Annotated in this window: 19 protein-coding genes; 11 read left to right on the top strand and 8 right to left on the bottom strand. The window is 66.7% G+C overall.

Annotated features, from left to right (window positions below):
• Nucleotides 1–34: 34 nt before the first annotated feature.
• The 9 genes from ABSY19_RS13845 to ABSY19_RS13805 all read left to right on the top strand — a co-directional run bounded on the left by ABSY19_RS13845 (nt 35) and on the right by ABSY19_RS13805 (nt 9,304).
• Nucleotides 35–1,129 (top strand): ABC transporter ATP-binding protein, encoded by a 1,095-nt coding sequence (locus ABSY19_RS13845; RefSeq protein ID WP_382163572.1) that lies wholly within the window; start codon nt 35–37, stop codon nt 1,127–1,129.
• A 126-nt stretch (nt 1,130–1,255) separates the two neighbouring features.
• Entirely contained in the window at nt 1,256–2,164 is a 909-nt protein-coding gene (locus ABSY19_RS13840) for an ABC transporter permease (protein ID WP_382163570.1), read from the top strand.
• 11 nt (nt 2,165–2,175) lie between these two features.
• Complete coding sequence (locus ABSY19_RS13835) at nt 2,176–3,012, top strand: ABC transporter permease (protein ID WP_382163568.1); 837 nt, start codon at nt 2,176–2,178, stop codon at nt 3,010–3,012.
• 49 nt (nt 3,013–3,061) lie between these two features.
• On the top strand, nt 3,062–3,598 hold the full coding sequence (locus tag ABSY19_RS13830; RefSeq protein ID WP_382163566.1) for a CesT family type III secretion system chaperone: 537 nt from the start codon (nt 3,062–3,064) through the stop codon (nt 3,596–3,598).
• Between the two features lie 44 nt (nt 3,599–3,642).
• Nucleotides 3,643–4,275 (top strand): hypothetical protein, encoded by a 633-nt coding sequence (locus ABSY19_RS13825; RefSeq protein WP_382163564.1) that lies wholly within the window; start codon nt 3,643–3,645, stop codon nt 4,273–4,275.
• 107 nt (nt 4,276–4,382) lie between these two features.
• Nucleotides 4,383–5,852, top strand: a complete 1,470-nt coding sequence (locus ABSY19_RS13820) for an aldehyde dehydrogenase (protein WP_382163563.1) — start codon at nt 4,383–4,385, stop codon at nt 5,850–5,852.
• Nucleotides 5,853–5,863: 11 nt separating this feature from the next.
• On the top strand, nt 5,864–7,174 hold the full coding sequence (gabT, locus tag ABSY19_RS13815; protein WP_382163561.1) for a 4-aminobutyrate--2-oxoglutarate transaminase: 1,311 nt from the start codon (nt 5,864–5,866) through the stop codon (nt 7,172–7,174).
• Nucleotides 7,175–7,179: 5 nt separating this feature from the next.
• On the top strand, nt 7,180–8,514 hold the full coding sequence (locus ABSY19_RS13810) for a type III glutamate--ammonia ligase (RefSeq protein WP_382163798.1): 1,335 nt from the start codon (nt 7,180–7,182) through the stop codon (nt 8,512–8,514).
• Nucleotides 8,515–8,548: 34 nt separating this feature from the next.
• The gene (locus ABSY19_RS13805; protein ID WP_382163560.1) at nt 8,549–9,304 is read left to right on the top strand and encodes a hypothetical protein; all 756 of its coding nucleotides are present in this window, start codon (nt 8,549–8,551) and stop codon (nt 9,302–9,304) included.
• On the opposite strand, the gene ABSY19_RS13800 is transcribed toward ABSY19_RS13805, so the two are convergent.
• From ABSY19_RS13800 to ABSY19_RS13765, 8 genes are all read right to left on the bottom strand, one after another.
• Nucleotides 9,285–9,896: a hypothetical protein gene (locus ABSY19_RS13800; RefSeq protein ID WP_382163558.1), complete on the bottom strand. Its 612-nt coding sequence runs from the start codon at nt 9,894–9,896 to the stop codon at nt 9,285–9,287. The genes ABSY19_RS13805 and ABSY19_RS13800 overlap by 20 nt on opposite strands.
• 81 nt (nt 9,897–9,977) lie before the next feature.
• Nucleotides 9,978–10,235, bottom strand: coding sequence for an NYN domain-containing protein (locus tag ABSY19_RS13795; RefSeq protein WP_382163556.1), 258 nt, complete (start codon nt 10,233–10,235; stop codon nt 9,978–9,980).
• A gap of 15 nt (nt 10,236–10,250) precedes the next feature.
• A complete protein-coding gene (locus ABSY19_RS13790; protein WP_382163554.1) occupies nt 10,251–10,424 on the bottom strand; it encodes a hypothetical protein in 174 nt (57 codons plus the stop codon).
• Nucleotides 10,425–10,693: 269 nt separating this feature from the next.
• Nucleotides 10,694–11,464 (bottom strand): class II aldolase/adducin family protein, encoded by a 771-nt coding sequence (locus tag ABSY19_RS13785; protein WP_382163552.1) that lies wholly within the window; start codon nt 11,462–11,464, stop codon nt 10,694–10,696.
• Nucleotides 11,465–11,561: 97 nt separating this feature from the next.
• The gene (locus tag ABSY19_RS13780; protein ID WP_382163550.1) at nt 11,562–13,433 is read right to left on the bottom strand and encodes a hypothetical protein; all 1,872 of its coding nucleotides are present in this window, start codon (nt 13,431–13,433) and stop codon (nt 11,562–11,564) included.
• Nucleotides 13,426–13,875: a CesT family type III secretion system chaperone gene (locus tag ABSY19_RS13775; RefSeq protein WP_382163549.1), complete on the bottom strand. Its 450-nt coding sequence runs from the start codon at nt 13,873–13,875 to the stop codon at nt 13,426–13,428. Before ABSY19_RS13775 ends, ABSY19_RS13780 begins: the two co-directional genes overlap by 8 nt.
• A gap of 175 nt (nt 13,876–14,050) precedes the next feature.
• The gene (locus tag ABSY19_RS13770) at nt 14,051–14,332 is read right to left on the bottom strand and encodes a YkgJ family cysteine cluster protein (RefSeq protein ID WP_382163547.1); all 282 of its coding nucleotides are present in this window, start codon (nt 14,330–14,332) and stop codon (nt 14,051–14,053) included.
• Between the two features lie 50 nt (nt 14,333–14,382).
• Nucleotides 14,383–15,603, bottom strand: coding sequence for a hypothetical protein (locus ABSY19_RS13765; protein ID WP_382163545.1), 1,221 nt, complete (start codon nt 15,601–15,603; stop codon nt 14,383–14,385).
• Nucleotides 15,604–15,769: 166 nt separating this feature from the next.
• Between ABSY19_RS13765 and mprF the strand changes: the two genes are divergently transcribed.
• Nucleotides 15,770–18,361 (top strand): bifunctional lysylphosphatidylglycerol flippase/synthetase MprF, encoded by a 2,592-nt coding sequence (gene mprF / locus ABSY19_RS13760; protein WP_382163543.1) that lies wholly within the window; start codon nt 15,770–15,772, stop codon nt 18,359–18,361.
• Complete coding sequence (locus ABSY19_RS13755; protein WP_382163541.1) at nt 18,358–19,746, top strand: virulence factor family protein; 1,389 nt, start codon at nt 18,358–18,360, stop codon at nt 19,744–19,746. The genes mprF and ABSY19_RS13755 overlap by 4 nt, the downstream gene beginning before the upstream one ends.
• Nucleotides 19,747–19,878 lie beyond the last annotated feature (132 nt).

Genomic DNA, 19,878 nt, shown 5'->3' with positions numbered 1-19,878 from the left:
TTGTTGGTCCAGCGAAGAAGAAACGGACATCCACATGGCAGACACAACGGGTTTTCTGGTGACCGAGAAACTGGTCAAACGCTTCGATGAAGCGGTCGCGGTCGACGAGGTGTCGCTATCGATCGGCAAGGGCGAGATCTTCGCGCTGCTGGGCAGCTCGGGCTGTGGCAAGTCCACCCTGCTGCGCATGCTCGCGGGCTTCGAGAAGCCCACCTCCGGGCGCATCCTGCTCGGCGGCCAGGACGTGGCGGCGATGCCGCCCTACGACCGCCCGGTCAACATGATGTTCCAGTCTTACGCGCTGTTCCCGCACCTGGACATCTGGGAGAACGTGGCCTTCGGCCTCAAGCGCGAAGGTCTGCCCAAGGCCGAGATCCAGCAGCGCACCGACGAGATGCTGGCCCTGGTGCAGCTCACGCCGTATGCCAAGCGCAAGCCGCACCAGCTCTCGGGTGGCCAGCAGCAGCGCGTCGCGCTGGCGCGCAGCCTGGCCAAGCGGCCCAAGATGCTGCTGCTCGACGAACCGCTGGGCGCGCTGGACAAGAAGCTGCGCGAGCAGACGCAGTTCGAGCTGGTCAACATCATCGAGAAGGTGGGCGTGACGGTGGTGATGGTCACGCACGACCAGGAAGAGGCCATGACCATGGCCAGCCGCATCGCCATCATGAGCAAGGGCCGCGTGCTGCAGGTGGGCACGCCCGAAGAGATCTACGAGCACCCGAGCAACCGCTTCGTGGCCGACTTCATCGGCAACGTCAACCTGTTCGAGGGCCGGCTCAGCGTGGACGAGACCGACCGCTGCGCGGCCACCACCGGCATCGGGGAAATCCACGTCGGCCATGGCGTGAGCGGCACGCTCAACATGCCTGTGGCGATCGCGGTGCGGCCCGAGAAGATCGAGATCGGCAAGCGACGACCGGACGGCTCCGGCCCCAACCTGTTCACCGGCAAGGTCAAGGAGATCGCCTACTTCGGCTCCTACAACACCTACATCGTGCTGGCCACCGACGGCAGCAAGGTCAAGATCACCGAGGCCAACACCTCGCGCCACGACCTCTCCGACATCACCTGGGAAGACGACGTGTACTTCTGGTGGGACGACCGCGCCGGCGTGGTCTTGCGGGATTGACCCCCCTGCGCCGCTGCGCGGCTTCCCCCTGGAAGGGGGGACGGCGCGAGAGGCCCGGCGAAGCCGGTTCCTCCGCACCCCTGGATTTAGCGTGTTTGGCGAACCTACATAACCGCAGGACTCGATATGGCCTCAATACCCGTCCCCGGCAAGCGCTTCGTGATCGGCGTGCCCTATGGCTGGCTGATCCTGTTCTTCTTCCTGCCCTTCCTGATCCTGCTGTACATCAGCTTCGTGGACATGAGCGGCGACATCAGCCCGTTCAAGCCCATCTGGGACCCGGTGAGCGGCATCCTGAGCCTGAAGTACGAGAACTACCTCTCGATCTTCCGCACCGAAGAGGGCGCGCCGCTGTTCCGCACGCTCTACATCGACGCCTACCTGCGCTCGATCTGGTACGCGCTGTGCACCGCCATCCTGTGCCTGATCATCGGCTACCCCTTCGCGTACTTCATCGCGCGCTCGCCCGCCAGCGTGCGCCCGGCGCTGCTGCTGATGGTGATGCTGCCGTTCTGGACCTCGTTCCTGCTGCGCGTCTACGCCTGGAAGGGCATCCTGGCCGACCAGGGCGTGCTCAACCGGCTGCTGATGTCGATCGGCCTGACCAGCGAGCCCATCCCCATGCTGTACACCAACGTGTCGATGCTGATCGGCATGACCTACGTGTACCTGCCGTTCATGATCCTGCCGCTCTACGCCAACCTGGTGAAGATGGACTTCCGCCTGCTGGAGGCCGCCTACGACCTGGGTACCTCGCCGTTCAAGGCCTTCTGGCTGATCACGGTGCCGCTGTCCAAGGCCGGCATCGTGGCCGGCTTCATGCTGGTCTTCATCCCCTGCGTGGGCGAGTTCGTGATCCCCTCGCTGCTGGGCGGTCCGGAGAACCTCATGATCGGGCGCGTGGTGTGGGACGAGATGTTCACCGCCAACGACTGGCCGCGCGCGACCGCGCTGGCCGTGGTGATGATCGCGCTGATCGTGATTCCGCTGGCGCTGTACTACCACTACAGCAGCGATCCCGCCGAGAAGCGCTGAGGAGCCGGACCATGAAACAAGTCCTTGAAAAACACTTCGGCAAGTTCTGGCTGGCGCTGGTGTTCGCCTTTCTCTACCTGCCGCTGGTCTTCATGATCGTGTTCTCGTTCAACAGCACGCGGCAGGACGCGCGCTTCACCGGCTTCTCGCTGCGCTGGTACGAGGCGCTCACGCGCGACACCAAGATCGTCGAAGGCTTCTGGCTCTCGCTCAAGGTGGCGGCCATCACCGGCGTGCTTTCGGCGGTGCTGGCCACCTTCGCGGCCTTCGTGCTGGTGCGCTACCGGCGCTTCCTGGGCCGCACCGTCTTCAGCGGCATGGTGAACGCGCCGCTGGTGATGCCCGAGGTGATCATCGGCCTGTCGCTGCTGCTGCTGGCCGTGGGTGCGCAGAACCTGTTCGGCTGGCCGCAGCGCGGCATGCTCACCATCATCCTGGGCCACACCCTGCTGGGCATGGCCTATGGCGTGGTGGTGATCCAGTCGCGCCTGCTGGAGATGGACCGCTCGATCGAGGACGCCGCCATGGACCTGGGCGCCCGGCCGCACCAGGTGTTCTTCCTGATCACGCTGCCCAACATCTTCCAGGCCCTGCTCGCGGCCTTCCTGTTGGCCTTCACGCTGTCGTTCGACGACGTGGTGATCTCCGAATTCCTCTCCGGCCCGGGCGTGAACACGCTGCCGCAGGTGATCTTCGGTTACGCGCGGCGCGGCATCAACCCGACCATCTACGCCGCGGCCACGCTGCTGATCGTGACGGTGACCATCGTGATCGTGAGCTATGCGATCTGGGTGGCGCGCGCCACGCGGCGTCGCGAGCGGGAAATCGCGGCGGCGCTGAAGAGCTGAGCAGTTTTGCTTTGATGGCGAAAAGGCCCACCTTCGGGTGGCCTTTTTCATGGGCGGTCGCGATGGCGATGGGGCAACGCTCATGAACTTCTGCCCGATCGGTACCACTCAGCTGTCTTTTGCGCAGGAGGCCTGGATGGCCAGCACGGAGCATTATCGAAAAATCATTCACGAATTCTGCGAAATCGTGGGCCTTCAGGATCCGGTGGGCTTGTTTGAAAAGGGACAACTCCATGTCGATGGATTCGACATGCTGTTGTTCTACGACGAGCAGTTTGATTCCGAGCGACTGCAGATCCGGATGGACTTTCGCGAGCTGCCGACATCGGAGCATCCGCCGGCCGTCCTGCTGACAGCGCTTCTGGTCAACAACTACATCGCAGGCATGGGTGGACTGTTTGTTTTTGGCCTGAACCCTGAAGACGGCCATGTTGTACTCACCATGCAGGTGAGCATCGATGCGGAAACCACAGGCCGGGAGTTGCTGGATGCCTTGAGAGACACCACCGCCCGCGCCAAAACCCTTTGGCAAGGCATCTGCGATGAATTCGTGCGGGCGAATCAAAAGCCCCTTGCGCGAAAATAATTTCAAACCTTCTTTTTCAATATCCTTTTGGGAAGAGTTCTGTCATGAATCCTGCCTTGAAAATCGATGCCACAACGCGTGTGCAAAATGTATCCACTCCAATCAATTCCGATGAGATTCATCTCAAGCTATCTCAAATCAACAACAAACTGGAAAACCCCAATCAGTCCGTCGCGTCCGGTTCCGACGCAAATAAGGTCAACAAAATTGAGGTGCCCAGTTCTGAAAACAAGGCAAGGGCAACGTTGAGGGAATCCACCCGGAACTGGTGGGGAAAGTTGAAGGCCTGGCTGTCGGATTGCGCCGCCATCTCCCCGTCCGGCTCCTTGAGCCGGAGAGGACGCGTGGGGGTGACCAAACTGTTCTTGGGTTTGGTGGGTTTCGCGGTGGCTGTGGCGTTGTCGCCCATTTTTGTCGCGACGGCCGTGATCGGCATCGGGACCGCTCTCGTTGGTGGAGCGATTGGTTTTGTGGGGGACCTGGCGGGCAGCGACAAAATGCGGAAGGTCGGCTTAGCGGTAGGCGTGGCGGGTGTCCTGACGGCCTTAGGGCCTGCGGCGGCTTTTGGCTTCGGGGCCGTCACTTTCGTGGCAGGCCTCTTGACCCTTTTCAGCGCCGCCCGCGACGCCTTGTGCGGCAAGCCGGCTTCGCCAGAGGCGGCCTCCAATCCCGCCTGAACGTCTCACTGGATCGCCGCCGGCCTGGGAAAGTGGATACGCGCCTCAGCGGGTTTCGGGCGTAGCATGGGGCCAATCCTTGGCCCAGCAACCCCGGAACCCGCTTCATGACCGACCTTTCCTTCGACGGCCGCGCCTTCATCAACGGCGAGCGCATCGCCGCGCGCGATGGTCAGACCTTTGACTGCCTCTCGCCGGTGGATGGCCGCCTGCTCACCGCCGTGGCGCGCTGCGGCGAGGCCGACATCGACGCGGCCGTGGCCGCCGCCCGCGCGGCCTTCGAGGACCGGCGCTGGAGCGGCATGGCGCCCGCGCAGCGCAAGCGCGTGATGATCAAGTTCGCCGAGCAGCTGATCGCCCACGCCGACGAACTGGCGCTGACCGAAACGCTGGACATGGGCAAGCCCGTGAAGTACGCGCGCAGCGTGGATGTGAATAGCGCGGCCAACTGCATCCGCTGGTACGGCGAGGCGGTGGACAAGGTGTACGACGAGATCGCGCCCACGCCCAGCACCGCGCTGGCGCTGATCACGCGCGAGCCGGTGGGCGTGGTGGGGGTGATCGTGCCCTGGAACTACCCCATGATCATGGCGGCCTGGAAGATCGCGCCCGCGCTCGCGGCCGGCAACTCGGTGGTGCTCAAGCCGAGCGAGAAATCGCCCCTCACCGCGCTGCGCCTGGCCGAACTCGCGCTGGCCGCCGGCATCCCGCCCGGCGTGTTCAACGTGGTGCCCGGTTACGGCGCCGAGGCTGGCAGCCCGCTGGCGCTGCACATGGACGTGGACTGCATCGCCTTCACCGGCAGCACGCGCGTGGGCAAGCAGATCCACGTGATGGCCGGGCAGAGCAACCTCAAGCGCGCCTGGACCGAGCTGGGCGGCAAGTCGCCCAACATCGTGTTCGCCGACTGCCCCGACCTCGACAAGGCGGTGGAGGCCGCGGTGGGCAGCATCTTCTTCAACCAGGGCGAGAGCTGCAACGCGCCTTCTCGGCTCTTCGTCGAGGCCTCGATCAAGGAGGCCTTCCTGGAGAAAGCCCTGAAGCTGGTGCCGCAGTACCAGCCGGGCAACCCGCTGGAGAAAAGCACCGTGATGGGCGCCATCGTGGACCGCACGCAGCTCGACACCGTGCTGCGCTACATCGACAGCGGCCAGCAGGAGGGCGCGAAGCTGCTCGCCGGTGGCGCGGCGGTCGAGCCCGTGAAGGGCGGCCTGTACGTGCAGCCCACCATCTTCGACGGTGTGACGAACACCATGACCATCGCGCGCGAGGAAATCTTCGGCCCGGTGCTTTCGGTGCTCTCGTTCACCGACACGGCCGACGTGGTCAAGCAGGCCAACAGCAACATCTACGGCCTGCAGGCCGCGGTGTGGACGCGCGACATCAACAAGGCGCACGGCGTGGCGCGCGCGCTGCGCGCGGGCACGGTGCACGTGAACTCCTACGACGAGGACGACATCACCGTGCCCTTCGGCGGCTTCAAGCAGAGCGGCGTGGGCCGCGACAAGTCGCTGCATGCCTTCGACAAGTACACCGAAACCAAGACGACCTGGATCCGGATCGACAGCCCCCTCTGAGGAGACCTGACATGAACGCCCCGCAGAAAGCCGCCAACCTGAACGCCCCGCACACCAACGCCAGCTGGCACGCGCGCCGCCAGGCCGCCACGCCGCGCGGCGTGGGCGTGTTCGGCGACTTCTTCATCGAGCGCGCGAAGAACGCCGAGTTCTGGGACATCGAGGGGCGGCGCTTCATCGATTTCGCCGGCGGCATCGCCGTGCTCAACACCGGCCACGTGCACCCCAAGGTGCAGGCGGCGATCGCCGCGCAGTTGCAGCGCTTCACGCACAGTTGCTACCAGGTGGTGCCCTACACCGAGTACGTGGCGCTGGCCGAGCGCATCAACGCGCTGGTGCCGATTGACGGGCCGGTGAAGACGGCCTTCTTCTCCACCGGTGCCGAGGCGATCGAGAACGCAATGAAGATCGCGCGCTCGGCCACCGGGCGAACCGGCGTCATCGCTTTCGGCGGCGCGTTCCATGGCCGCACCATGTTCTCGGTCGCGCTCACCGGCAAGGTGCAGCCGTACAAGGCCGGCTTCGGCCCGTTCCCGCCCGAGATCTACCACGTGCCCTTTCCGGCCCAGGGCGCCTCGCTCGACGAGACGAAACACGCGATGGAGCAGCTCTTCAAGTGCGACATCGAGCCCTCGCGCGTGGCGGCCATCGTGTTCGAGCCGGTGCAGGGCGAGGGCGGTTTCAACGTGATCCAGAAAGAGGCCGTGCAGTGGCTGCGCGCGCTGTGCGACCAGCACGGCATCCTGCTGGTGGCCGACGAAGTGCAGACCGGCTTCGCGCGCACCGGCAAGATGTTCGCCATGGAGCACTTCGGTGTGAGCCCCGACCTCATGACCATGGCCAAGAGCATGGCCGGGGGCACCACGCTGTCGGCCGTGAGCGGCAAGGCCGCCATCATGGACGGCCCGGCCCCCGGCGGCCTGGGCGGTACCTACGCGGGCAACCCGCTGGCGATCGCGGCCTCGCTCGCGGTGCTCGAGGTGATGGAAGAAGAGCAGCTGCCCGCGCGCGCGCAGAAGCTGGGCGACCAGCTCATCGCCCACCTGATCTCGCGGCGCGCGCAATACAAGACGCGCATGGGCGACGTGCGCGGCCTGGGCGCCATGGTGGCCTGCGAGTTCATCGACCCCGCCACCGGCGCGCCCGATGCCGACACGACCAAGCGCGTGCAGATGGCGGCCTTGAAGCGCGGCCTGCTGTTGCTCACCTGCGGTGTGTACGGCAACGTGATCCGTTTCCTGTTCCCGCTCACCATCGAGGACAGTGTGTTCGCCGAAGGCCTGGCCGCGTTCGATGCCGCGCTGGCCGAGGTGCTCGCTTGAGCCTCGTGGCCACGCTGGAGGAACGCGTCGCGGTCCTGCGCGCGCAGGGCATCCACTCGGTGCTGGCCACCTTCACCGACCTGCTGGGCGCGCCCAAGGGCAAGCTCGTGCCGCTGGAGCGCCTGGCGCAGGCGGTGGAGCAGGGCGCCGGTTTCTCCGGCCCCAGCATCGCGGGCACCGGCCTGCCGCGCATGGGCGCGCGCAGCGAGTACATGGGCCGGGTGCGGCCCGAGAGCCTGCGGCCGTTGCCCTTCATGCCGGGCGTGGCGCACGCGGTGTGCGACGGTTACGCCGGCGGCGAGCCGCTGGACACCTGCCCGCGCCAAGTGCTGCAGCGCCAGGTGGCGCGCCTGAAAGCCGAACGGGGCTGGACGCTGTGGGTCGGCATCGAGCCCGAGTTCTTTCTGCTGCAGCGCGAGGCGCAAGGCCAGTGGCGCGTGGCCGATGGGGAAGACCGGCTCGCCAAACCGTCCTACGACCTGCAGGCCATCGGCCGCAACTTCGGTTTTCTCGACGAGATGCGCCGCACGCTGGACGCGCTGGGCTTCCAGCTGGAGCAGATCGACCACGAGGACGCGAGCGGGCAGTACGAGATCAACTACCGGCACGCCGACGCGCTGGCCGCCGCCGACCGCTACCAGCTCTTCAAGCTCGCCGCGCAGGCGGTGGCGCGTCAGCACGGCCTGGTGTTCTCCACCATGCCCAAGCCGCTGGCGCACGCGCCGGGCAGCGGCTTGCATTTCCACCTGAGCCTGACGGACGAGCAAGGCCGGCCCGTGATGGCCGATCCGGCGGGCGTGCTGGGCCTGAGCGAGACCGGCCAGCGCTTCGCCGCCGGCCTGCTGCACCACGCCGACGCGCTGGCCGCGCTGTGCGCGCCCACGGTCAACAGCTACAAGCGCCTGGCCGCGAGCCGCAGCGCCTCGGGCACCACCTGGTCGCCGGTGTGGAAGGCACTGGGCGACAACAACCGCACCTGCCTCGTGCGCGGCGTGGCCGGGCGCATGGAATGGCGCCTGCCCGACCCGGCGTGCAACGTCTACGTGGCCATCGCCGCCACGCTGGCGGCGGGCCTCTCGGGCATCGACCAGGCGCTGCCAGCGGTGGCGCCCTGCGAGGACGACCTGTACGAGCGCCACGCCATGGGCGATGCCCTGCCCGCGCGCCTGCCGCGCGACCTGCTCGCCGCGCTCGACGCCCTGGCGGCGGACGCGGCCTTGCGCGAGGCCGTCGGCCCCGCCTTCTGCGCGCAGTTCCTGGCGCTCAAGCACGACGAATGGGCGGCCTGGAGCCAGCAGGTCAGCGAGTGGGAGCTGCGGCGCTACGCCGACGCGCCCTAGCCGGCGCGGCCGGTTTCGGGATAATCGCGCCCTTGTGAGCCTGCCCGAACCGACCATTCCCCCTGCCAAGACCTGGACCAAGACCGCCGACCGGCCGCTGCGCAGCTGGTCCAAGTCGCTGGGCATCTGGGTGTTCGCGCATTTCGTGGACGTGCCCGTGCCCTGGCGCGCCGTGCGCCAGACCGACGCCCGGGCCTTGCTGGCGTATGAACACGAGCGCCTCGTGGCCCTGGCGGCCGCTGGGGAGCACGTGCCCCCGGTGCTGGCCTTCGACGGGTTCACGCTCACCACCGGCGACATCGGCGAGACGGTGGACCTGCAGCTGCACCGCCTGCCCGAGGGCGAGCGCCTGCCGCTGATGGTGGCGGCCAGTGCCGACCTCGCGGCCTTCCACGCGCGCGGCCAGTGGCACGGTGGGGCCCAGTTGCGGAACACCACCTGGGACGGCCGGCGCTTCGCGCGGCTGGACTTCGAGGAGCGCCTGCGCCCGGGCATGGCGCTGGAGACCGTGCAGGTCTACGACGTGCTGCAGATGCTGCTCTCGCTGGCGCGCTACCTGCAACCGCTGGGGCCCGACGCGGTGCTCGCTGTGCTGCAGGCCTATGAGCAGGGCGGCACGGGCGGGCCGGCGCTGCGCGCCTTCATCGCCCACCTGCTGCCGCGCTTGCAGCGCGTCTCGCGCATCGCGGCGTGGTCGAAGCGGCTGGATGGCTCGCGCGAGCTGATGCGTCTGCGCACGGTGCTGGACGGCATGGCGGCGTTTGTTTCGATCAGGCGTCGTCCCGGATGAATCTTTCCAGCTCCTGTATGCAGAGAAAGTACTTCTTGCCGCCCACGGACACAATGTGACATTGTTCGTCGGGGAGGTGCTCCACGAACAGGGCGATTCTGTCGTGCAGCCACATCAGATGGTTTTGCATGCGCTGTCTGACACCGATGTAGTCGTCCGGGCAGGCTGCTTCCGCTCTCTGCAATGCCTTCTTGTAGTGACCCTGGAACGTGTTGTCGAGCAGTTCAACCAGGTCATGGCGAACCTGGTCATTGAAGTCTTGATTCGACAGGAATAGAAGGCACTGCTCTTTGGACCGTTCGATGCCCTGCGCCACTTTGTAAGCGCCTGGAGACGACGGAGATGCGCCCCCCCAGGCAAAGATCAGGACCTCATACAGTTCGGGCCAGGGCCGGATCATCGCCTGCACTGTGGTCTCGTAGGATTTCACCGGAGCCTGCTTGCCGCGGTTTCTTTGCAGGACAACCTCCAGGGTGGCCAAGGCGTCCTGGAACGGTCGCCAGGCTTCCTGGACGTCGCTTTCCGACAGGCTCATGTCCTGGTCGAAGTACCCAATGCTGTTGGCCAGTGTGGAGTTGATGGAGCTGTTCATGTGTCGTCTTTGTTCGGGAACGCGGCGACGCCCGCCGCACATCAGCAGTGAGCGGGGCGCGGCGTTGGGTTCGAACGGGCGTTACAGAAACACGAAGTGGTCGCAAGCGCACACGAAGGCCGGTGAGGCATCGGGCCGGCCGAAGCCGTAGACCGCGATGTCGGCCTCGCGGATGCGCCCGGCAGTGCCGGTGAAGTCGCTGTCGCACGAGGCGATGCAGATGCCGTCGAGCCGGGGGCTTTGGCTCTTGAGTTCCATGGCGTCCATGATGAGCGCGGCGTCCGAGGCGTTCTTGTGGTGGGCGTAGTGGAACTGCTGGATGGGGCGGATGGCCTGCACGTGCAGGATCTTGCGCTAGGTCAGTTGCCGGGGGCTGGTCCAGTCCGCGTAGGCGCGGCGGACGATGGCGTCGCTCCGGTCGGCGACGTGGGACATGAGCCGCAAGGCCTTGCGGGCGCTGAAGTTCTCGGCGTCGATGAGCAGGGCCAGGCGGGGTCGCCGCGTGGCCACGAAGGGAGCGTGTTGCATGTGCCTTCCTGTTGCTGTGCTGGTGATGCCACCGCCACCCTTGTGAGGTGGCGGTGGCCCAAGCAGGTTGGCGTACCGGGTTGAACAAGCAAGACCGACGAGACTCGCGTCTCCCCGCCTGGGCCACCAAAAACGGGGGCGCGCAGACGAAGAAGGCGGCTGCAACACGAATGTGCTGCAGCCACCTCTTCAATTTTCAGGGTTTCAGGACGCCAATCCTGGTCGCACAGATTTGTGCAACGAAAGCAGTATGGGCGAGCTTGACGGCCTCAGGTCTTGTAACCCGGATCGAGTTTGTCCACCTTGCGCAGCAGCGCCGGCCACGCGAGCTGCGCGCCCTGGCCGGCGGTGGCGATGCGCATCACGTCGGCCATGCCGGCGAGGATGCGGGGATCGACTTGCGTGAGTTCACCGCCGCCGGCCAGCGCATCGATCTGGATGCGGCAGGTGTTCTCGAAGGTGTACATGGACAGGAAGGCGTCGGCGATGGTGCGGCCCACGGTGAGCAGGCCGTGGTTGCGCAGCACGAGGTAGTTGGCCTGGCCCAGGTCGGCCTGCAGGCGCGGCTTCTCCTCGGGGCGGAAGGCCACGCCCTCGTAGCCGTGGTACGCCAGCGAGGCCAGCACGAAGGTGCTCTGCTGACTGATGGGCAGGATGCCGGCCTTCTGCGCGCTCACGCCCACGCCCGCGCGCGTGTGGGTGTGCAGCACGCAGCCGGCCTCGGGCCGCGCCTCGTGCACGGCGCTGTGGATCACGAAGCCGGCCGGGTTCACCGGGAAGGGCGAGTTGTGCAGCTTGTTGCAGGCCATGTCGACCTTGACCAGGCTGCTGGCCGTGATCTCGTCGAACATGAGGCCGTAGGGGTTGATGAGGAACTGGTGCTCGCCCCCGCTCACGCTGTCGGGCAGCTTGGCGCTGATGTGGGTGAAGACCAGGTCGCTCCAGCCGTAGGCGGCGACGAGGCGGTAGCAGGCGGCGAGGTCGCAGCGCAGCGCCCATTCTTCGGCGCTGACGACTTCTTTCAGGGACGGGATGTGCATGCGAAGCGCTCCGTGGGGCAGGACGGCCATGCTATCGCGCGCCCCGCGGGGCCGCTGTCACCTGTGCATGGGGTGCCTGCGCGATGGGCTGGGGGTGCTAGTCGTCCTTCGGATGTGGCCCTTTGCCATTTCCTCCGTTGCGGTGATTCGTAAACTCGATGTGGGTGTTTTGCCCGCTCGTCGGCGTGATTCGTTCATGTGCGCCGCGGCCTCGCCCGTTGAGGGGATTCACGTCTTCAGGCCCGCCGGTGTCAACTGGCAGGTTCGATCGCGTTTGCTCGGTAGAAACTCCGAGGCTGACCTGCCCGAGTTCTTGTGCCGAATCCGATGGATTCGAAACTCGCGACCTCCCATTTTCCAGGCGCGGAGCGGACCTCTCAATCCGTTCAAAGTGATCGCCGGCCTCGCCCTGCGGCGACACAGCGTGCCGGATGTGAACCGGCTCTGCAAAGGGCCCGTCTCCCTCGGGGTTGTAGAGGGTGTAGGTGGTTCCCTCGCCCTCGTGCAGGGCGAGGGGGCGCCCCAGTGCCCGGGCCAGGCACGGCAGCGCGAGCGTGGGCAGGTACCGCCCGGGTTCGGCGTAGAAGTCGGCGACGCTGTTCAGCAGCGCTTGCCGTTGCGATGCGTCGGCCAACCACCTTCCCGCCACCGCCTCGCGATCTTCGATCGTTGCCCCCTCTTCCAGCTGCATCAGCAGCGGCTCAGGGAGGGTGGACAGCAGATCGGCGCCATTCAGCACAGGCACAAACCCCGGGACATGTGCGTTCGCCAGGGACTGCTGGGCCGCTTGCTGCAAGTGGTGATCCACCAGGGCGTGTCCCTCCGCCCTGCGGTCGCCCTCGGTGCTGCCCGCCAAGTCACGGATCGCTCGGCACAACGCGTCTCGACGCATCTGCACACGGGTGCAGGTCCAGCGGTGGTTGTGGACTGCGCCGTCGGCGGCGTGCAGAAGGCAGTCGCCGTCGTCCTTCGTCGGGCAGCTCTGGGCGAGCTGCCATGGTCTCCATTTGAGGTTGAGCAGAGGAGCGCGCAGCAGTGTGAGCCCCTGCAGCACGGGGATGGCCCCGGTGGGCAGGTGCGTATGGAGGGCGTTGACGAGCAGGTTCATGGACGTGCGGGAGCTGCCGCCGGTGGCCACCTCCGTGAGTGGGGGGCCCTGATTGCTGAACCAGGGACGGCCCCGCCGAATGTCCTCGCGGAAGAAGAGGGCGAGCAGCAGGATGCTGACGAGGGCCTCGCTCGATTCATTGAGGGCGCGAACCCCGAAGACTTGCGATGACTCCCTGGCGAACAGCCCGAGGTCCTGGTTCATGTCGCTGAAGTTCGCGCTCAGGATGCTGTTCAGGGCGACCGCCGGGCTCAGACCAATGCTGGTCAGCGTATAGATCGTCATGGAAATCACCAGCCGCGCGATGTGCTTGCAGGTGTTGCGGCCTCCTTCAAAGTGGAGGCTGCAACTCGGATCAAGCTCCACTTCGGGGAAAATGCGGCGGCTCTGGCTTTGCAGGAGGTCGCGCGCGAAGCTGTAGGCGACCGCACCGCACCAACTCGTCGCCAGCCGCTCGCGTGTGCCCTGATTTTGTTCGGCGTAAATGGTGTAGAGGAGGAGGGCCGTGCAGGCCACAGCGGCCGCACTCCCGATCCACCTTCGATGCGGATGCCATCCCTGGGTGCCCAGGCCCGATCCAAAGGCATAGGTCGTTGCGCCGACGGCGAGGGCATCCAAACCCGAAAACACGTGAACCGCATTCGGTGCCGACCGGGTCACCTGGCGGGCGAACAAGGTCGTGGCGAAACCCACCCAGCTGGCACCGTAGGTGGCAACGGCATCGCGCAAGCACGTCCAGGCCGTGATCGCCACGATCTGGCAGTTGCTTGTCAACGAGTGAGACACCCCGGTGGGCGGCAACCCCTCCGACACCAGGGTGATCGGCGCACTGCGGTCGACGTTCAGTTTGCCGTTATTCATGCGCCAACCAGACCTTTTTCCAGGCGATGGCCTGCATGGCCAGGTTTTCCAGCGTCTGAGCGAGTGCTGCGGCCTGCAGGCCCTGCACACGTTCTTCCATGCACAGCAGCAGGTTGCGCTCCGTGTCCGCGCCAAAGCTGGGCGAACCGCCGCCGTACAGGGTCAGGTTCAACTGGAGCAGCGCCAGCAGAGCGTCGGCGCTGCGCACCTCGGGCACTGGCCCGAACACGCAGTGGATGAACAAGGCCTCGGGGTCGATCGAGCGGTGGCTCACGAGGCACTCGACGCCGTCCACCTGGAAGGTGGCGCATCGGTAATCTTTCGTGGGCAGATCCAGCCACGCGGTGGCGGGCGCCACGCCCACCAGTTCGCAAGTGGCGTTGATGAGGGGGCCGAAGGCATCGGGGCCTTGTGGGGTTGCAAGGGGGGATTCGAATTTCATCGCGACGAGGGGTCTGTCGAAGCTGCGGGTGCGCAGCGGGCTTGCGCACGGGTGGCCTGGGTGCGCACTCAGCGCACCACGGCCGGGCACGAAGGCTTGAGTGCGGGGGCTATCCCGGTGGTTCGCGATGCGGGCCGTTTTTTGCGCGTCCAGCGCAGGGCGCGCGAAGCGCGCTTCAGCGCGCGGGCTGCGTCAGCCGTTCGAGTTCGCCGAGCCAATGCATCGCGTGCTCCCGGCTGTTGCCGCACATGGCGGCCTGCGGCTGCAGCGAGCCGCACACGGCCGGGCGCTCGGGCCGGCCGAACAGGCGGCAGCGCAGCGCGGCGTCGAGGTGCGGGCAAGGCACGCCCGCCGGCTTGCCATGGGGCAGGCCGGGCAGGGGGCTGCTGATGGACGGCGCGGTGCAGCAGGCGGCGCAGCCGGGCCGGCATACCTGGGCCATGGAGGCAATGGACATCGGCCGATTGTCTCGCGCGAGGCCGCGGCATGCCCGTCCCCATGGCGCCTTCACTTTCGCGCCGCGAGGGCTTTTTTCAGCTTTTCCATGTAGCTGAAAAGCAGGTCCTTGGAGGGAGATGCCTGCAATTCTTCGTGGAACCGTTCCAGCACGGACATCCATTCCTCGGGCGGGTAGAGCGCCAGGTAGTGCCTGCCGGATTCCGCCAGCCGGTCAAAGTCTTGGGAGGCAATGCCCTTCAATGCCATCTTCTGCAGAAAGAGGGCGCGGTCTTTCACGATCTTTCTGACGTCAGGCAGCAGGGATTGAAGGAAGCCCTGCGCGGATGGATTTTTCTCCATCAGTTTCTTGACAAGCGACTCCGCAGAGTAGGGGATGGCAATGGAAGTGGAGCAGCAGTCAAGAAGACCGGCGCTGTCCTGGCGTTGAGCACATTGGGTGGCAAGGTGGAACAGAAGATCCAGGGCCTTCTCCTGCCTGTGCACAACCCTGAGGCATTTGCCGGTGGCCTGGTGTGCCAGATCTGCGTTCATGCCTGGAATGCGCTGCATCAGCGCTTTCAGCGAATCCTTGCATTGATCAGACGGCAGCTTGTCGAATGCGGTCAGGATGCAGTCCCAGTATCCCTGCGGAGGATTCTTGTTCGGGATGGCCTGCATCAACGAGTGGAGGACCTCCTGTTTGTGCAGGGGTGACCAGCCGTTGTCCTGGGTGAGCGCCGGGAGGAGGTGCTCCAGCGCTGCCTTGATGGATTGAGGAGGTAGGCGACGGGTCAACGATGTCAGAAGTTTCCACAGGCTCTTCTCCTGGGGAAGCGAGGTCGTGACGAGAAAAGCCATCTTTTTGAACTGCGCAGGCGCCAGATCGCGCTGGACAGGCCAAAAACCGTTGCTGTGCCAGGTCGTGTATTTCTTCATCAAGGCCAGCAGCGGCTGCAGTTGCTGGGATGGCGGCAGTTGCTCGATGGCTTGCAACACCCGATCCGTGTTGGCGCTGTTCTCGTGCCCCCAATCCTTCTCGGCGTCGCGGGTGATTTGAAGCCGTTGTTGGCGATGCCGGTGCAGGATGTCGCCAAATCCTGCGCCTTTCTCCAGGCGTTCCCGGATGGTCGAGCATCTGGTGTTGGTCCAGTGCTCGAGTCTTTCCGTGTCGGAGAAATGTTGGAAAACGCTCTTGAAAAGGTCTCTGCTCAACGCCGGCTGGGTGGGTGCGTTGTCCGGTGCCTCTTCAGGAAAAATGTTGCTCTGGCGAAGAAGGGGCGAAACGTTCATGAATGGGCAAGATGGGTTTTGATGCTCGGGAAGGTCCCACGGTGGTGAACCATCGCGGGGCAAAACCTAGTGGCCTTGTTCGGGCAAGGGTTCAGCGACGTGTTGAAGCCACTTGGCCGGGCGAGGCACGGCTTACACTGGTTCTTCACTGGCTTTGCACCTCGGCATGCAGCAACGGAACCCTCTCGAGTCCCTGACCGTCAACCACCCCGAGACGCTGGTCTCCCGTCTGAGCCAGTGGCGCCTGTGGGTGTATGCGGCGCTGGCCGTGCTGCTGGGTGCGCTGCTTCTGCAGGCCGGCCACAAGCTCATGACCGAGCTGAGCTACGGCGAGATCGTGGACGCGGTGCGCGCCACACCGGCCACGGCGCTCGCCTTGTCGGTGCTGGCCACCGTGGCGAGTTACTTCGCGCTCACGTTCTACGACCGCACGGCCCTGGCCTATGCGGGCGCGCAGCTGCCGCAGCGCGTGGTGGCGAAGACCGCGTTCATCGCCTATGCGCTGTCCAACACCATCGGCCTGGGCGTGCTCACGGGCGGCGCGGTGCGCATGCGGCTGTACGGGGCGGCGGGGCTGGAAGCGGGCCTGGTCTCGCGCGCCATCGTGTTCAACGCCTTCGGGTTCGGCATCGGCATCGTGGTGGTGGGCGCGGGCGCGCTGGTGTGGGGCGCGGGCACGGTGCAGTCGGTGTTCGGCACGCCGCCGGGCCTGTTGCGTGGGCTGGCCGTGGCGGTGTTGCTGGCGGCGGGCGCGTTCATCGGGTTCTGCCGGCGCGGGGGCGAGACGGTGTTCCGGGGTGTGGTGCTGCGCCTGCCGAGCGCCTCGCTGGCGCTGCAGCAGTTGTTGATTTCCGCGGTCGATGTCGTGGCCGCCGCGGCCGCTTTGTGGTTTCTGCTGCCGGCCGGGGCCATTGCCTTTCCGGCCTTCGTGGGCTTCTTCGCGCTGGCGATCGCGCTGGGCGTGATCAGCCACGTGCCGGCCGGCCTGGGGGTGTTCGAGGCGGTGATGCTGTTGGCGCTGGGCCACCATGTGCCGGCCGAGCAGCTGGCCGCCGCGCTGGTGATGTTCCGCGTGGTCTACCACCTGCTGCCGCTGGCGTTGGCCGTGGCGATGCTGGCGGGCGCCGAATGGCAGCGCGGCGCGGCCACGCCGGTGGTGAAGGCGGCGGCGAGCCTCTCGCCCGTGTTGTTGTCGGCCTTCACCTGGGTGGTGGGCGTGGTGCTGCTGGTCTCGGGCGTGACGCCGGCCACCGAGGGCGCCACCGAACTGCTCTCGCGCCACATGCCGCTGCCGGTGGTGGAAGCGGCGCACTTCCTGGGCAGCATCGCGGGGCTGGCGCTGCTGTTCGTGGCGCGCGGCATGTTCCTGCGGCTGGACGCCTCGTGGTGGGCCGGGCTGGGCCTGGCGCTGGTGAGCCTGGTGCTGTGCCTGCCCAAGGGCATCGCGGTGTCGGAAGCGGCGCTGCTGCTGGTGCTGGCGGGCGCGCTGGCGCTCTCGCGCAAGCAGTTCAACCGCCGCGCGGCGCTGTTCTCGCAGGCTTTCACCTGGGGTTGGCTGGCCGCGGTGGCGGCGGTGGTGATGGCGGTCACGGCGCTGCTGTTCTTCGTGTACCGCGACGTGGACTACGTGAACCAGGTCTGGTGGCAGTTCGAGTTCGACGGCTACGCGCCGCGTTCGCTGCGCGCGCTGGTGGCCGTGTGCCTGATCACACTGGCCGTGGCGCTGAGCCGGCTGCTGCGCCGGCCTCAGGCGGTGCTGGTCAAGCCCGACAGTGGCGCGCTGGAGCAGGCCGCGCGCATCGTGCGCGCCCAGCCCTCGGCCGGTGCGGGACTCGTGATGATGGGCGACAAGAGCCTGATGGTGTCGGACACGCAGCGCGCCTTCATCATGTTCGGGCGGCGTGGTCGCTCGTGGGTGGCGCTGTACGACCCGGTGGGGCCGGTGAATGAATGGGCCGAGCTGGTGTGGCGCTTCGTGGAGCAGGCGCGCGAATCGGGTGGGCGCGCGGCCTTCTACCAGGTGCGCCCCGAGGGCCTGCCGGTGTACCTGGACGCGGGCCTGCGCGTGCACAAGCTCGGCGAATGCGCGCTGGTGGACCTGCCCACGTTCACCTTGCAGGGCAAGGCGCGCGCGAACCTGCGCCACGGCGTGGCGCGTGCGCAGCGCGATGGCCTGAGCTTCGAGGTGCTGATGCCGGAGCAGGCGGTGGCCGTGTTCGGCCAGCTGCAGTTGATTTCGGACGCCTGGTTGAACGAGCATCAGACGGCAGAGAAAGCCTTTTCGCTGGGCGCGTTCCGGCGCGACTACGTGCTGCGCCAGCCGGTGGCGGTGGTGCGACAGGGCGAACGCATCGTGGCCTTCGCCACGCTGCTGCGCACCGACCAGAAGCTGGAGGCCAGCGTGGACCTGATGCGCCAGCTGCCCGACGCGCCACGCAGCGCGATGGATTTTCTTTTCGCGCAGACCATCCTGCACTTCCAGGCGCAGGGTTACCAGCGCTTCAACCTGGGCATGGTGCCGCTCTCGGGCATGGCGCAGCACCCGCTGGCGCCCAACTGGCACCGCCTGGGCCGGCTGCTGTTCAACCACGGCGAGAACTTCTACAACTTCCAGGGCCTGCGCGCGTTCAAGGAAAAATTCGACCCGGTCTGGGAGCCGCGCTACCTGGCCTCGCCGGGTGGGTTCGCGCCGTTTTTCATCCTGGCCGACGTGGCCGCGCTGATCGCGGGTGGCCTGCGCAAGGTGATCGCCAAATGAAGGCCAGGACCTCGCTCATCGCGGCCTGTCTGCTGGTGGCCCTGGCGTTGCCCGGGGTGGCGCTCGCGCAGGCGAAGGCCGTTGCCACCACCGAAACGCTTTCGCACGGCAACTTCAAGAACCTGTCGCTGTACCGGCCGCCGGGTGAAGCCAAGTCCTTCGTGCTGTTCCTCTCGGGCGAGGGCGGCTGGACGCCCGCGCTGGCCGCCCAGGCGCAGGCCCTGGCCGCGCAGGGCGCGCTGGTGGCCGGCATCCACACACCGCGCCTGCTGGCCGCGCTGACCAAGGACGGCGGCGACTGCCTGCTGCCCGATGGCGACCTGGAAAACCTCTCGCACTTTCTGCAGGGGTACGCGCGCCTGCCGGCTTATTTCCCGCCGCTGCTGGTGGGGGAGGGGCAGGGCGGCACGCTGGCCTACGCGATGCTCGCGCAGGCGCCGGACCAGACCTTCGGCGGCGCGGTCTCGATGGGTTTTTGTCCCACGCTGTCGGTGAAGCGGCCGCTGTGCAAGGGCGAAGGCGTGCACTTCACGCGCCGGGCCGACAGGTCGGCCCTGACGCTGCTGCCGTCACCGCAACTGCACGCGCCCTGGACGGTGCTGCGGGACGGTGAAGACAAGGCCTGCGCGCTGGCGGCGGCACAGGATTTTGTGGCCCAGGTGCGCGGGGCCCAGCTGGTGAACGTGGCCGGCCCGGATGCCACGTCCTCGCTGCTCGATGCGCAGCGACAGCTCAGCCGCGCGCCCGCTGTCGCGGCGCTCCCGCCCGACACCGGCGTGGCCGACCTGCCCCTGGTGCCCGTGCCCTCCGCTGGCACCTCCGACACCTTTGCCGTGCTGCTTTCCGGCGACGGCGGCTGGGCCGGCATCGACAAGGAGCTGGCCGCGAAGTTCGCGGCGGCGGGCGTGCCGGTGGTGGGGCTGGACTCGCTGCGCTACTTCTGGTCGGCGCGCACGCCCGAGGGTCTGGCCCAGGATCTGGACCGGGTGCTGCGCAGCTTCGCCGTGCAGTGGAAGAAGAGCCGGGCGCTGCTGATCGGCTATTCGCAGGGCGCGGACGTGCTGCCCTTCGCGGTGTCGCGCCTGCCCGCGAGCTCGCGTGGGCTGGTGGCGCACACGGTGCTGATCGGTCCGGGCGAGAAAGCGTCGTTCGAGTTCCGCCTGAGCAACTGGGTCAAGCGCGACAGCGGTGGCCTGCCGCTCAAACCCGAATTGCAGAAGCTCTTGGCGGCCGATACCTTGTGCGTCTACGGCACCAACGATCGCGACACGGTCTGCCCGCGCGTGCCCACCACACAGGTGACGCCGGTGCCGCTGCCGGGCGACCACCATTTCAACGGCGAGTACCAGAGGCTGGCCGACGAGATCCTGCGGCGCACGCGCTGACTGCCGGGCGCTCGCGGTTCGCGCGGCCAGGCGAACCGTTTCAACCATCGACGCCACTTCGACGGGTTGGATCGCGTGCAGCGAGTCCATCTCGACGCGCCTGTGCGCGTTTTTTTATGACCCTTCAGAAAG

The organism is Hydrogenophaga sp. ANAO-22, from assembly GCF_042466645.1.
Taxonomy (GTDB): Bacteria; Pseudomonadota; Gammaproteobacteria; order Burkholderiales; family Burkholderiaceae_C; genus Hydrogenophaga.
This window is presented reverse-complemented; position numbering and strand designations above follow the sequence as displayed.

Coding starts and splice junctions, on each gene's coding strand:
- gabT (WP_382163561.1), top strand. CDS start 5,864: ATGAACGCCCCGCAGAAAGCCGCCAACCTGAACGCCCCGCACACCAAC.
- ABSY19_RS13785 (WP_382163552.1), bottom strand. CDS start 11,464: ATGCACATCCCGTCCCTGAAAGAAGTCGTCAGCGCCGAAGAATGGGCG.
- ABSY19_RS13780 (WP_382163550.1), bottom strand. CDS start 13,433: ATGAATAACGGCAAACTGAACGTCGACCGCAGTGCGCCGATCACCCTG.
- ABSY19_RS13820 (WP_382163563.1), top strand. CDS start 4,383: ATGACCGACCTTTCCTTCGACGGCCGCGCCTTCATCAACGGCGAGCGC.
- ABSY19_RS13825 (WP_382163564.1), top strand. CDS start 3,643: ATGAATCCTGCCTTGAAAATCGATGCCACAACGCGTGTGCAAAATGTA.
- ABSY19_RS13830 (WP_382163566.1), top strand. CDS start 3,062: ATGGGCGGTCGCGATGGCGATGGGGCAACGCTCATGAACTTCTGCCCG.
- ABSY19_RS13845 (WP_382163572.1), top strand. CDS start 35: ATGGCAGACACAACGGGTTTTCTGGTGACCGAGAAACTGGTCAAACGC.
- ABSY19_RS13835 (WP_382163568.1), top strand. CDS start 2,176: ATGAAACAAGTCCTTGAAAAACACTTCGGCAAGTTCTGGCTGGCGCTG.
- ABSY19_RS13755 (WP_382163541.1), top strand. CDS start 18,358: ATGAAGGCCAGGACCTCGCTCATCGCGGCCTGTCTGCTGGTGGCCCTG.
- mprF (WP_382163543.1), top strand. CDS start 15,770: ATGCAGCAACGGAACCCTCTCGAGTCCCTGACCGTCAACCACCCCGAG.
- ABSY19_RS13840 (WP_382163570.1), top strand. CDS start 1,256: ATGGCCTCAATACCCGTCCCCGGCAAGCGCTTCGTGATCGGCGTGCCC.
- ABSY19_RS13790 (WP_382163554.1), bottom strand. CDS start 10,424: ATGCAACACGCTCCCTTCGTGGCCACGCGGCGACCCCGCCTGGCCCTG.
- ABSY19_RS13770 (WP_382163547.1), bottom strand. CDS start 14,332: ATGTCCATTGCCTCCATGGCCCAGGTATGCCGGCCCGGCTGCGCCGCC.
- ABSY19_RS13775 (WP_382163549.1), bottom strand. CDS start 13,875: ATGAAATTCGAATCCCCCCTTGCAACCCCACAAGGCCCCGATGCCTTC.
- ABSY19_RS13800 (WP_382163558.1), bottom strand. CDS start 9,896: ATGAACAGCTCCATCAACTCCACACTGGCCAACAGCATTGGGTACTTC.
- ABSY19_RS13765 (WP_382163545.1), bottom strand. CDS start 15,603: ATGAACGTTTCGCCCCTTCTTCGCCAGAGCAACATTTTTCCTGAAGAG.